Source organism: Acinetobacter tandoii DSM 14970 = CIP 107469 (assembly GCF_000400735.1).
Classification (GTDB): Bacteria; Pseudomonadota; Gammaproteobacteria; order Pseudomonadales; family Moraxellaceae; genus Acinetobacter; species Acinetobacter tandoii.
This window is the reverse complement of sequence record NZ_KE007368.1, coordinates 346,915-359,990: the sequence shown is the minus strand read 5'-3', so window position 1 is coordinate 359,990 and position 13,076 is coordinate 346,915. Positions and strand designations below refer to the sequence as shown.

10 protein-coding genes are annotated in these 13,076 nt (G+C 41.0%); 9 read left to right on the top strand and 1 reads right to left on the bottom strand.

All coding sequences use genetic code 11. The features are described 5' to 3' along the window. The first annotated feature begins 114 nt into the window (after positions 1–114). The 3 genes from rpoC to I593_RS15045 all read left to right on the top strand — a co-directional run bounded on the left by rpoC (position 115) and on the right by I593_RS15045 (position 5,496). The gene (gene rpoC, locus I593_RS15055; RefSeq protein ID WP_016168442.1) at positions 115–4,314 is read left to right on the top strand and encodes a DNA-directed RNA polymerase subunit beta'; all 4,200 of its coding nucleotides are present in this window, start codon (positions 115–117) and stop codon (positions 4,312–4,314) included. Between the two features lie 145 nt (positions 4,315–4,459). Then, entirely contained in the window at positions 4,460–4,999 is a 540-nt protein-coding gene (locus I593_RS15050; RefSeq protein WP_016168441.1) for a hypothetical protein, read from the top strand. Between the two features lie 137 nt (positions 5,000–5,136). After that, positions 5,137–5,496, top strand: coding sequence for a hypothetical protein (locus I593_RS15045; RefSeq protein WP_016168440.1), 360 nt, complete (start codon positions 5,137–5,139; stop codon positions 5,494–5,496). 63 nt (positions 5,497–5,559) lie between these two features. On the opposite strand, the gene I593_RS15040 is transcribed toward I593_RS15045, so the two are convergent. Then, the gene (locus I593_RS15040) at positions 5,560–6,045 is read right to left on the bottom strand and encodes a DUF4442 domain-containing protein (RefSeq protein ID WP_016168439.1); all 486 of its coding nucleotides are present in this window, start codon (positions 6,043–6,045) and stop codon (positions 5,560–5,562) included. Between the two features lie 123 nt (positions 6,046–6,168). Here I593_RS15040 and I593_RS15035 point away from each other — a divergent pair, with 123 nt between their 5' ends. From I593_RS15035 to htpG, 6 genes are all read left to right on the top strand, one after another. Next, positions 6,169–7,032 carry an alpha/beta fold hydrolase gene (locus I593_RS15035; RefSeq protein ID WP_016168438.1) on the top strand — a complete coding sequence of 288 codons (864 nt, stop codon included), beginning with the start codon at positions 6,169–6,171 and terminating at the stop codon, positions 7,030–7,032. 164 nt (positions 7,033–7,196) lie between these two features. Then, complete coding sequence (locus tag I593_RS15030) at positions 7,197–8,609, top strand: Na+/H+ antiporter family protein (RefSeq protein ID WP_016168437.1); 1,413 nt, start codon at positions 7,197–7,199, stop codon at positions 8,607–8,609. Positions 8,610–8,724: 115 nt separating this feature from the next. Next, positions 8,725–9,594 (top strand): IS982 family transposase, encoded by an 870-nt coding sequence (locus tag I593_RS15025; protein WP_035309652.1) that lies wholly within the window; start codon positions 8,725–8,727, stop codon positions 9,592–9,594. Between the two features lie 291 nt (positions 9,595–9,885). Continuing rightward, complete coding sequence (locus I593_RS15020; RefSeq protein ID WP_016168436.1) at positions 9,886–10,491, top strand: OmpW/AlkL family protein; 606 nt, start codon at positions 9,886–9,888, stop codon at positions 10,489–10,491. Positions 10,492–10,661: 170 nt separating this feature from the next. Next, positions 10,662–11,006, top strand: a complete 345-nt coding sequence (locus I593_RS15015; protein ID WP_016168435.1) for a lysozyme inhibitor LprI family protein — start codon at positions 10,662–10,664, stop codon at positions 11,004–11,006. 111 nt (positions 11,007–11,117) lie between these two features. Next, positions 11,118–13,037, top strand: a complete 1,920-nt coding sequence (htpG, locus tag I593_RS15010; RefSeq protein WP_016168434.1) for a molecular chaperone HtpG — start codon at positions 11,118–11,120, stop codon at positions 13,035–13,037. Positions 13,038–13,076: the final 39 nt, after the last annotated feature.

The following is a 13,076-nucleotide window of genomic DNA, read 5'->3' as shown; positions in this document are numbered from 1 at the left end:
CCCCTTAGTAAAGGGGGATTTAGGGGGATTTTTTGAGATTCCCTATTCAGTGAAAAAACAATATTTGTGACCCAGTCGAGAAGTGAAAATCTCCTCGACACACGGAGAAAAAAATTGAAAGACTTGCTCGATATCATGCGCAAAAAGACGGACTCAGACGGTCATGCTCCAGTTGAGTTTGATCGCATCCGTATTGGTCTTGCGTCACCAGAAATGATTAAGTCATGGTCTCACGGTGAAGTTAAAAAGCCTGAGACAATTAACTATCGTACGTTCAAGCCAGAACGTGATGGTTTATTCTGTGCCAAAATTTTTGGTCCAGTCAAAGATTACGAATGCTTGTGTGGCAAATACAAGCGTATGAAATACAAAGGCGTCATTTGTGAAAAATGTGGCGTTGAAGTAACAACTGCGAAAGTTCGTCGTGAGCGTATGGGTCACATCGAATTGGCTTCTCCAGTTGCACACATCTGGTTTTTGAAATCATTACCAAGCCGTATCGGTTTGCTTCTTGATATGACGCTACGTGATATCGAACGCGTATTGTATTTCGAATCTTATGTAGTAACTGACCCAGGTATGACTCCATTTGAGAAATACCAACTTCTTAACGATGAAGAATACTTCAATGCGTTAGAAGAACACGGTGATGAATTCACTGCGAAAATGGGTGCGGAAGCGGTTCAAGACTTGCTGAAAGATATCGATCTTGAAGCTGAGATTTCTCGACTTCGTGAAGAAATTCCACAAACAACGTCTGAAACGAAGTTGAAAAAAGCGTCTAAACGTTTGAAATTGATGGAAGCATTCAAAGAGTCGAACAACAAGCCAGAATGGATGGTGATGAATGTACTTCCAGTACTTCCACCAGATCTTCGTCCGTTGGTTCCACTTGAAGGTGGTCGTTTCGCGACTTCTGACTTGAACGATCTTTATCGTCGTGTAATCAACCGTAACAACCGTTTGAAGCGTCTTCTTGATCTTGCTGCGCCAGACATTATCGTACGTAACGAAAAACGTATGTTACAAGAGTCTGTAGATGCGTTGCTTGATAATGGTCGTCGTGGTCGTGCAATTACTGGTTCGAACAAACGTCCATTAAAATCTTTGGCAGACATGATCAAAGGTAAACAAGGTCGTTTCCGTCAAAACTTACTTGGTAAGCGTGTTGACTACTCGGGTCGTTCGGTAATTACGGTAGGTCCTAACTTACGTTTACATCAATGTGGTCTTCCGAAGAAAATGGCACTTGAATTATTCAAGCCGTTTATTTTCGCGAAATTACAAGCATCTGGTCAGGCAACAACCATTAAAGCTGCGAAGAAAATGGTTGAGCGTGAAACTCCAGAAGTTTGGGACGTTCTTGCATCGGTAATTCGTCAACATCCAGTGATGTTGAACCGTGCGCCAACACTTCACCGTTTGGGTCTTCAAGCATTTGAACCGATCCTGATTGAAGGTAAGGCAATCCGTTTACACCCGCTCGTCTGTGCTGCGTTTAACGCCGACTTCGACGGTGACCAAATGGCGGTTCACGTACCATTAACACTTGAAGCTCAATTAGAAGCTCGTGCGTTAATGATGTCGACCAACAACATCCTGTCACCTGCAAACGGTGAACCAATCATCGTTCCTTCTCAGGACGTTGTATTGGGCTTGTATTACATCACGCGTGATGCAATCAATGCCAAAGGTGAAGGCATGGTATTTGCGGATACGCATGAAGTTAACCGTGCATTGGCGACAGGTCAGGTTGCATTACACGCTCGCGTTAAAGCACGTGTACATCAAACTGTAATTGATGAAAATGGTAATCGTGAGCAGCAAACCATCGTTGTAGATACAACACCAGGTCGTTGCTTACTTTGGGAAGTTGTTCCTGAAGGTATGGATTTCCAACAAATTAACGTTGAGATGACCAAGAAAAACATCTCGAAGTTAATCAACTCTTGCTACCGTAAATTAGGTCTAAAAGATACAGTTATCTTTGCTGACCAATTGATGTACCTTGGTTTCCGTCAAGCGACACGTTCAGGCGTATCGGTAGGTATGGAAGACATGGTTATTCCGCCGACTAAGCAAGTGATTATTGACAAAGCAGAAACTGAAGTTCGTGAAATTGAACAACAGTTCGAACAAGGCTTTGTAACTGCGGGCGAGCGTTATAACAAAGTTGTCGATATCTGGGCACGTACCAATGACCAAGTTGCGAAAGCGATGATGGACAACTTGTCTTACACCACTGTGAAAAACAAACAGGGTGAAGATGAGAAGCAAAAATCATTCAACAGTATCTACATGATGTCTGACTCTGGTGCCCGTGGTAGTGCGGCACAGATTCGTCAGCTTGCAGGTATGCGTGGTTTGATGGCAAAGCCAGATGGCTCGATCATTGAAACGCCAATTAAGGCGAACTTCCGTGAAGGCTTAACGGTACTTCAGTACTTTATTTCGACGCACGGTGCACGTAAAGGTTTGGCCGATACTGCATTGAAAACAGCGAACTCTGGTTACTTAACACGTCGTCTGGTAGATGTAGCACAAGACTTGGTGATCACTGAGCCTGATTGTGGCACTTTAGGTGGCTTAGTCATGACTCCGTTCATTCAAGGCGGTGATGTAATCGAGAACTTAGGTACTCGAGTACTGGGTCGTGTAGTTGCAGAAGACGTGAAAAAAGCAGGTTCTGACGAAGTTATTCTTCCACGTAACACTTTAATTGACGAAAAACTTGCAAACTTCCTTGAAGAAGCAGGTGTCGATGAAGTTAAAGTTCGTTCAGTTGTAAACTGTGAATCTACATTTGGTGTGTGTGCGAAATGTTACGGCCGTGACTTGGCACGTGGTCACTTGGTGAACCCAGGTGAATCTGTGGGTGTAATGGCTGCTCAATCGATTGGTGAGCCAGGTACACAGTTAACGATGCGTACCTTCCACGTGGGTGGTGCTGCGAGCCGAACTTCTGCTGCAAACAGTGTACAAGTACGCAACAAAGGTACTGTACGTTTCCACAACGTGAAAACTGTACAACATGCCAAAGGTCACTTAGTTTCTGTTTCACGTTCAGGTGAAATCGGTATTGCAGATGACTTAGGTCGTGAGCGTGAACGTTATAAACTGCCATACGGTGCGTCAATCTTATTGAAAGATGGCGAAGCTGTAGAAGCAGGCGGTATCGTAGCGACTTGGGATCCGCATACACATCCACTCGTTACCGAAGTTGCAGGTAAAATCCGTTTCAGCCAAATCGCTGACGGTGTGACGGCAACTTCTAAAACTGATGATGCAACAGGGATGACAACTGTTGAAATCTTACCTGTAACAGCACGTCCTGCTTCTGGTAAAGATTTACGTCCTGCGGTGGTATTAGATACAGCTGATGGCGGCGAACAGTTCTACTTCTTGCCACAAAACACAATTCTTTCTGTCCGTGATGGCGAAACAATTGGTGTGGGTGATGTTATTGGTCGTGTACCACAAGAATCTTCACGTACTCGTGATATTACCGGTGGTCTTCCACGCGTTGCGGACTTGTTCGAAGCTCGTAAACCGAAAGAACATGCAATCTTGGCTGAAGTGTCAGGTATCGTGAGCTTCGGTAAAGAGACCAAAGGTAAGAACCGTCTGGTAATCACGCCTGATGATGGTTCTGAAATTTACGAAGAATTGATTCCAAAATGGCGTCAAATCAACGTGTTTGAAGGTGAACATGTGAACCGTGGTGAAACCATTTCTGATGGTCCACAAAACCCACATGACATTTTACGCTTGAAAGGTGAAGTTGCATTAACCAACTACATCGTGAACGAAGTTCAAGACGTTTACCGTCTCCAAGGTGTAAAAATCAACGACAAACACATTGAAGTGATTGTACGTCAGATGCTACGTAAAGTAGACATTACTGATGGTGGTGATACCAGCTTCATCAAAGGCGAACAAGTGGACTACATCCGCGTTGTAGGTGAAAACCAAGCCGTACTTGCTCAGAACAAGTTCCCTGCGAAGTTTGAACGCCAGTTGATGGGTATTACCAAAGCGTCACTTTCTACTGACTCGTTCATCTCTGCTGCATCGTTCCAGGAAACAACACGTGTGTTAACTGAAGCGGCTGTAACAGGTAAAGAAGATGATTTACGTGGCTTGAAAGAGAACGTAGTAGTAGGTCGTTTGATTCCTGCAGGTACAGGTTTGGCTTACCATTTAGAACGTCGTCGTCAAGAAGCAGAAGCTGCAGAGCTTGAGCTTCACAATGACTTCTCTGATGTAGACCAAGCGCTTAGCCAAGCATTTAGCGATGAGTTTAATGGTCTTTAATTAGTCCTTAAATCATGATGAAAAGCCACCTTCGGGTGGCTTTTTTACATTCTGAAGCAGAACGACTAAAAAAAATCACATAATTAAATGGATAAAGTTCTATGCTTAAACGTAAATCCATAATTAAATATAAGGTATTAAGAATATGAATTTTAACAATAAATTAATTTTAAGTGTATTGGGGATGCTGGCAGCAGGTTCTGTATTCGCAGCGCCCATGCCCAATGCTATCGTGATTGAAGATAAAGCAGTGGTACCTATTGTAAAAACTCAAGTGATTCGAACTATGCCGGGTAGAGAGCCTGTTCGCACCGTGAATGCCACCATTTTTGAAATGACCAACAAAGGTAAGGATGTCGTTGCACGTGATGTCGTGGTTGTGGATGACAAAGCCCAATTTTCTGATGAAAAAATGAAAGCACCTATGGTGCAAAAGGGTAGTGTAATTGTGCCGACTTCAAAAATTGAAGTAAATTCAAAAGTGACCAGAGATGGTGAAGTCGTTGCTGAAGGAAAGCAATTAGACGCTTCTGGAGTTGAGTTTAAGAAAGGGCAGGATCCTGTACAGAAAAATTTGAAGATTAATCAAATTCAAAATCATGAACATAGTAAAAGTGCAACCCATGCTGTCATTCAAAATGATGGTAAAACAACTAAAGATGTGGTGGTGATTAAAGATGAGTGAGATGTAGTTAGTTAATGTAGTCTTTCAGGTTACAAAATCCTCGTAATTTTATTGGGATTTTTACATAAAACTTCATCTTCGCTCCTTAATACTTTTATAGAGTTGCTACTGGGACAATGGGAAATGGAGATACACTCATGAAAAAGTTAATGAATTTAGCCATTATTGCGACAGTTTCTGCACTCGTTTTCACTGGATGTAGCAATATGTCTGCATCAGAGCAGCGTGTGGGCGCAGCAGCCTTGGGTGGTGCAGTCGGTGGTAGCGTTGGTAGCCGTGTAGGTGGCAGTACGGGTGCTGCTCTTGGTGCAGGTGCAGGTGCCGCGGTAGGAAGTAAATCTCAAAGTGGTTCGACCAAGAATGCAACGTATAGTGGTGTAGGTGCAGGTGTAGGTGCTGTTATTGGTAAGTCGGTATTTGGTGGCGATGCAGGTGCTGCAATTGGTGGGGCAATTGGTGGTGGTGCTGGGGCTGCAATAGAAAACAATAATCGTTAAATCTCTGTTGTATCACATCTGAGATTTAAAGATTGGAAAAAGGCGCTGAATATAGCGCCTTTTTTATTTTAAATCGGGTTTGGCTTTTTTACGTCGAATGTAGACTGTTTTTTCTACTTCAGCAATGCGCACCCCAGCCTCATCATAAATACTTAACTGATAAATACGATTTACTGGAGAATAGTCCTCTGCCAAGGTTTTAATTTGTTTAATTTCTGCTGCATCAATTCGAATATCTGCATAGACAGTGCCACGCCCAGGAGATAAAAACTGAATCTTGGCAGCTTTGTCCCAGACGATGTATTTTGAGCCAAGGTGATGCATCAGTAATAACATGTAGAATGGATCGATCATCGAATAGAGACTGCCGCCAAAATGTACTCCAACAATATTTTGGTTCTTGCGTGTCAGGGGCATTTTGACCCGAATATGGTAGTTGGGAAAGTCAATCTTTTCGACCTGAATGCCTGCACCACGGTATGGAGCATAACGATTTAGAATAAATTTGGTAATGGTAGGAACGCTTTGTAATCTTTTGAGAATACTCATGATGCAAAATATTTTTATAAGAGCTTGATCTCATCTTAACCTGACACTCAAAAAATGCAAATCAAGCGACGGTAGTTCGTCTGATTGTAGAAAAAATACGATAAAACAAAAAGGAAACATAATATGCAAGTCCAAACTCAATGGGTGACCACCACCGATCAGCAGCACCTTTATGTCAAAGTGTGGGGAGAGGTGCAGAATCCTGCCTTAGTCTTGGTGCATGGTTATCCAGATAATCAGGAAGTCTGGGAACCTGTAATTCGTTTATTAGCCAACCAGTTTTATATCATTACCTATGATGTCCGTGGAGCAGGTCAATCTTCTGTACCGAAATCCATTCAAGCTTACGCATTGTCACAACTTTCAGCAGATTTGCAGGCGGTGGTCGATGCGGTACTTCCAGAACGTGAATTTCATCTGGCTGCGCATGATTGGGGATCTATACAATCTTGGGAGTCGGTTACGGATCAGCACTTTGGGCAGCGGATTTTGTCCTATACCACCATTTCTGGTCCGTGTTTAGATCACGCTGCATTTTGGATGCGTGAGCAATTTAAGACACAACCACAACAGTTTTTGAAACAGCTTGGTAAGTCATGGTACATCATGGCATTTCATCTACCACTCGTGGCGCCTACGGTTTGGCGTTTCTTTAAGCCTCAGTATTGGGGACGCGTGCTACAAAAGTTGGAACAGGCGCAAGATTTACCTTTAAATACGCATATTGCTAAAGATGGTCAGTATGGTGTGGGGCTGTATCGGGCGAACTTTCTGCCTAGACTGACTCAGCCACGACAACGTTTTGCCCAATGTGCAGTACAAGCCATTGTGTTGAAGAAAGATAATTTTGTCAGTCCTGCATTGATTGATGAAATACCAAAATGGAGTCCTGATTTTCAGCGGGTCGATTTAGAAGCAAACCATTGGGCAATATTAAGTCAGCCTGAGGCCATTGCGCAGTTAATCGCGAATTTTGCTCGCACATAGAACAGGCTAGAGAACTCGTTGGTTGTGACAAGAAGACAGACAACGAGTTCGATGTTTGTAGTTCCTTTCAATCGAGAATTGAGTCCTGAGAAACCCGATCAAATTACAGTTTCAATGTATCGAATCTGCTAAGATAGCGCTTTTTTTATCATCTTCAGTTTTTCATGAATGCAGTAGTAATTGCGATTGCCGTGATGTTTCTTTTGTCACTGGCACGAGTTTCTGTTGTTCTGACTTTGGTCATTTCAGCAATTATTGGTGGCTTGGTTGCAGGGCTCAGTTTGTCCGATACCGTAAGTGCATTTAATGCAGGTTTAGGGGATGGGGCTGAAGTTGCCTTAGCCTATGCGGTGTTGGGAGCTTTTGCATTAGCACTGTCTAAGTCCGGTTTACCAGACCTATTGGCACATAAACTGATTGGTTTATTAGGAGCCGAAGTTTCACATCAGCGAGCACGTAAGGTGAAATATTTGCTGTTGAGTATTTTACTGGTCGCGGCAATTTGTTCACAAAACCTAATTCCAGTTCATATCGCATTTATTCCTGTTTTGGTTCCACCTTTATTAAAAGTCATGAATCACTTAAATTTGGACCGCCGTGCTGCGGCTTGTGTCCTAACTTTAGGTTTGGTGGGAACATATATTTTCTTGCCTGTGGGTTTTGGTGCAATTTTCTTAGAACAAATTTTGATGGGTAATATCAACAAGATTGGTGCTGCATATCATTTACATGTTGATCGTTGGATGATGCCAGTCGGTATGGCTATTCCAGTGGTAGGGATGGTGCTTGGGACATTAGTAGCCGTCTTTGTCAGCTACCGCAAGCCACGTCATTATGTTGATCGTGAAGTGGTACGTGTCACCACGATTGATTTGGATAAACCAATTCGTGCAGGTGAAGTGAATTTCGAGCAAGATGCCGAAGAGCTGAAACGTGAAGCGGAGAATGTACCTGTAATTGCGAAAAAGACTATCTTTATGGCACTTTTAGCGATTATTTTGACCCTCATTGCACAATTATATTCGGGTTCGATGATCTTGGGTGGTTTGGTTGGTTTCTCCGTGTTATCCGCAGCAGGTATTTTCAAATGGCAAGAAGCAGATGATGTTTTTGTACAAGGCATGCGCATGATGGCTTTAGTTGGATTCATTATGATTTCGGCGGCAGGTTTTGCTTCGGTGATGACACATACAGGTGATATTAATCAGTTAGTGAATGGTGTAGTGCATCTGATCGGTGACAACCGCGCATTGGCAGCATTCTTGATGTTGTTTATTGGTCTATTTGTAACGATTGGAATTGGTTCATCTTTTTCAAGTGTGCCTGTTTTGGCCGTTATTTATGTTCCGCTTTGTGTACAGTTCGGCTTTTCTCCTTTGGCGACAGTGGCTTTAATTGGTACGGCTGCTGCACTTGGTGACGCAGGTTCACCTGCATCAGATTCAACTTTGGGTCCAACTGCTGGTTTGGGTGTAGATGGACAGCACGATCATATATGGGATACGGTTGTACCAACATTTATTCATTTTAATATTCCCTTATTGGTCTTTGGTTGGATTGCGGCCATGGTCCTTTAATATAATTTTGAGTGTTTTAATATAACCTGAATCGCGGATAAGAAATTGACTTGAAAAAGAGAAGGACTAGAGCCATCAGTTGAGTTACCACACCAAACTTAAAGCTCTAGTCCTGATGTTCAATAGTACCGAATTATTCTGCATAATTGATGATTTCTTTCTAAAATTTGAATCAATCTATTGGAATTTCTTAAAGCAGAACCTTCGATGCTCAAGAGTTCGCCCTGCTCAGCTCAGTATTTCTGAAATTACCTTTATTGCAATTTGGTATAAGTGCTCTCATTTCAATAATTTCAAAGCATTCTTCACAGCGTTAAAATATAACAATAGCCATCTATTTAAACATCTACCATGTTATCAACGCATGATTCATCTGATGAATACACATCAACTGGCTTTACATGCCCTACATTTTGCTTTGATGAAAGATCAGCAAAGCAATTATTTATGGATTGATTCAACCATATTACCTGTCTGTAAAAACCAGAGAATACAACGGCATAAAGCCCTGTCTACGATTGCAACACGAGGTAAAAGCTCAATGGGATGGTTCTTTGGCTGTAAGCTGCATTTGTTGATGAATCAATCAGGTGGAATAGTAAATACGGTTTTATCCAATGGACATACAGCAGATATCAAAATGGTGGAACAACTAGTCAAAGGAATGACTGCAAAATTGTATGCTGATCGTGGCTATATTAGTCAAGAATTAAAGAGTAGATTAAGAGTACAAGGTGTTGATTTAATTACTTATCACCGAAAGAACATGAAATCTATACAGTTATTAAAAGCAGATGAATACCATCTAAAACAACGCAATAAAATAGAAACTTTATTCAGTTTGCTGAAAGGGACGTACAATCTAGTGACAACTAGAGCTAGAAGTGTTGCAGGCTATTTAGCTGGTATTTATGCATCTTTATGTGCTTATCAAATATGTCATCAAAATAAACCGATGATTCGTATTATGGAAATATCGGCTTAAGCAGGATTCGGGTTAATATATTTTATATTTCAATTTTATAATATAAAATATATTTAAAATATACTTTATATTAAACCTGAGTAATATACTCTGAATATAATAATAAATATCTGATTAATATGGTTGGTTTTAAATACCAACCGTATTGGTCAAATTAAAATAAATAACTATATTAATCATGTATTTAAAAATAAATTAAATTTATATTAATTAATGGGTATTGCATATTAATAATGGTCTTGTTTAATATTAATTAAGTGTTAAGTTTCTTATTATAAAAGGTTGTTTAATATGTTGAAACAAGCTGCTCTTATTGCATTATTAGGGGTTTCTGCATCTGCGATGGCAGGTGGCTGGCAGGTCAAAGTCGGTGGATCTACAATTGCTCCAACTCAAGACACAACAGTTGCTGGTGTTGGTGTTGTAAAAGCAGAAAGTGAATTGGCATTTACCCCTTCTGTAGAGTATTTCTTTGGTGATTCTCCTATTTCTGCTGAATTATTATTAGCTGCTCCAGTCAACCATGATGTGTCAATCAATGGTGAGAATGCAGTTAAAATTAAGCATTTGCCACCAACATTAACTGTTAAATATAATTTTAAAAATTCAACCCGTTTTACACCATACATTGGGGTAGGTGGAACAGCATTTATTGCTTGGGATGAGGAAACTAAAGGTGCTCTTTCTGGTGCATCGGTTAAAGTTAAAGAAGATTATGGTTTTGCGGGTCAAGTTGGTTTTAATTTCCAACCAGCAGATGCGAAAAACTGGGGTGTATTTGTAGATGCACGTTATGCACAACTTAGCCCAGAAGTGCGTGTAGAGAATACACCAATTAAATTTGATCTAGATATTGACCCAATGGTTTATACCATCGGCTATAGCTATAAATTCTAAGTAATAAAAATAACAATAATAATAACAGCGCTAAAACCTCATCCTTGGATGGGGTTTTTTTATGTTCTTTGTTTGAGTATCTGCAACAATCTTTCACTATGCAGACGCAAAAGATTACACTTTATCCTACTGATTTTGTTTAAATTGAACAAAAAATAGAGTGTTTAAACATGAGAATTTTAAAAATAACTTTATTAATAGTGTCTTCATTCACTGCAATGGGAAGCTATGCTGCCAGTTTTGATTGTGCGCGTGCAGTAACTGTCACTGAACATAAGATCTGTAACCAGCTTGGCTTGAATGATGCCGATGTGAAAATGGCAACAAGTTATAATATTTTAAAACGGTTGGTGCCTATGGGAACGCGTTCAGTGATTCAGGATGAGCAAGTGAAATGGCTGCGTTTACGTGATCAATGTCGGGATAATCTACGTTGTTTAAACGATGTATATGCCATGCGGCAGCAACGAATAGATTTATATTTACAGCAAATTTATCAACGTGGACCGTATTAAAAAACATAAATGATTAAAAAAAGAACAATTGCTATTGAAAAATCATCGAGTCACTCCAATTCATTAAGCATCTGATAAAAACACTGTGTGAATGAATTCGAGGAAGGTTGTATGAGCGAACACAATACACAAAAACATAGCTTTCAGGCTGAAGTGGCACAATTACTCCATTTGGTGACTCACTCACTTTATTCAAACCCAGAGATCTTTTTGCGTGAGTTAATTTCGAATGCTTCTGATGCCTGCGATAAACTGCGTTTTGAAGGTATTAATCATCCTGAATTTTATGAGAATGACCCGAATTTACATGTACGGATTATTTTAGATAAAGAACAAAAAACACTGACTATTTCTGATAATGGTATTGGTCTGACGCAACAAGAAGCAATTGATAACCTTGGAACGATTGCCAAGTCGGGTACCAAGGACTTTATGTCGAAATTGACAGGTGATCAAAAAGCCGATGCACAGTTGATTGGTCAGTTTGGTGTAGGTTTTTATTCGGGCTTTATTGTCGCGGATAAGATTACAGTAGAATCACGTCATGCAGGTGTGCCTGAGCAGGAAGCGGTACGCTGGATTAGTGGTGGTACAGGGGACTTTGAAGTTGAGCAAATTGAAAAAGTAACCCGTGGTACAGACATTATTCTGCACTTACGTGAAGATGCTTTAGATTATTTAGAAAGCTATAAAGTTAAGCAAATTGTCAATAAATATTCTGACCATATTAGCTTGCCAATTGAAATGCAAAAAGAGGTTTGGCAGGAAGAAGAAGTAGCCGAAGGTGAAACACCGAAAGGCGGTCAGATGGTCAAAACGGATGAATGGGAAGCAATTAACTCTGCCAGTGCTTTATGGACACGCAGTAAAAATGAAGTCACTGAAGAGCAATACATCGAGTTTTATAAGAACTTGAGTCATGATTTTGACGCTCCATTGGCATGGGCACATAACCGTGTCGAAGGTAGTACCGAATATACGCAATTACTGTACATCCCAAGCAAGGCACCGCACGATATTTTCACGCGTGAGGCTAAAGCAGGGATCAAGCTGTATGTGAAGCGCGTGTTTATTATGGATGATGCGGATAATTTAATTCCGAACTATCTACGCTTTGTGCAAGGTGTAGTGGATAGTGCAGATTTACCGCTGAATGTTAGCCGTGAACTGTTACAAGAAAGCCGTGATGTCCGTACCATTCGTGAAGGTAATGCACGCCGTATTTTGACCGTGTTGGATAGTTTGGCGAAATCGGAAGATGAAAAAGACCAAGAGAAATTCAAAACTTTCTATGCTGAATTTGGTTCGGTCTTGAAAGAAGGCTTGGGTGAAGACTTTGGTAATCGTGAGCGCATCTTAAAGTTACTACGTTTTGCGACATCTACTCACGATGAGATCAGTACTTCTTTAGCAGACTACAAAGCACGCATGAAAGAAGGGCAGAAAGCCATTTATTATGTGACTGCGGAAAGTTTGAATGCTGCGAAGAACTCGCCACAATTAGAGTTGTTCAAGAAAAAAGGCATTGAAGTGTTATTAATGGCTGACCGAGTAGATGAGTGGGCAATGAATTTTGTTCAGGACTTCGATGGTACGCCAATGCAAAACGTGTCTAAAGGTGCAGTGGATTTAGGCGACTTGCAAGATGCGGAAGAGAAGAAAGCCCTTGAAGCTGCTGCCGAACAATTTAAACCTGTCGTGGATAAATTGTCGGATGCCTTAAAAGCAAAAACCAAAGAAGTCCGTGTGACTACGCGTTTAGTAGACTCACCAGCGTGCTTGGTAACTAGTGAAGGTGAACTTTCACCTCAACTCGTCCGCATGTTGAAACAAGCAGGTCAGGCAGTGCCTGAAAGCAAGCCAATTCTGGAAATCAACCCTGAGCATCCATTGGTGAAAAAGTTAGATGGTAGTACCCATTTTGAAGATCTTGCTAATGTGATCTTTGATCAGGCGGTAATTGCAGAAGGTGGTTTACCTGAAAATCCAGCTGAATATGTAAAGCGTATTAATCAGTTGTTACTTAAATAAAACCTGAATTGATGTAAAAAGGCAACCTGTAAAAGGTTG

Bases quoted from the DNA above. Each gene is read 5' to 3' on its own strand.
- I593_RS15050 (WP_016168441.1), top strand. From the start codon at position 4,460: ATGAATTTTAACAATAAATTAATTTTAAGTGTATTGGGGATGCTGGCA.
- I593_RS15045 (WP_016168440.1), top strand. From the start codon at position 5,137: ATGAAAAAGTTAATGAATTTAGCCATTATTGCGACAGTTTCTGCACTC.
- I593_RS15040 (WP_016168439.1), bottom strand. From the start codon at position 6,045: ATGAGTATTCTCAAAAGATTACAAAGCGTTCCTACCATTACCAAATTT.
- I593_RS15035 (WP_016168438.1), top strand. From the start codon at position 6,169: ATGCAAGTCCAAACTCAATGGGTGACCACCACCGATCAGCAGCACCTT.
- I593_RS15030 (WP_016168437.1), top strand. From the start codon at position 7,197: ATGAATGCAGTAGTAATTGCGATTGCCGTGATGTTTCTTTTGTCACTG.
- I593_RS15025 (WP_035309652.1), top strand. From the start codon at position 8,725: ATGTTCAATAGTACCGAATTATTCTGCATAATTGATGATTTCTTTCTA.
- I593_RS15020 (WP_016168436.1), top strand. From the start codon at position 9,886: ATGTTGAAACAAGCTGCTCTTATTGCATTATTAGGGGTTTCTGCATCT.
- I593_RS15015 (WP_016168435.1), top strand. From the start codon at position 10,662: ATGAGAATTTTAAAAATAACTTTATTAATAGTGTCTTCATTCACTGCA.
- htpG (WP_016168434.1), top strand. From the start codon at position 11,118: ATGAGCGAACACAATACACAAAAACATAGCTTTCAGGCTGAAGTGGCA.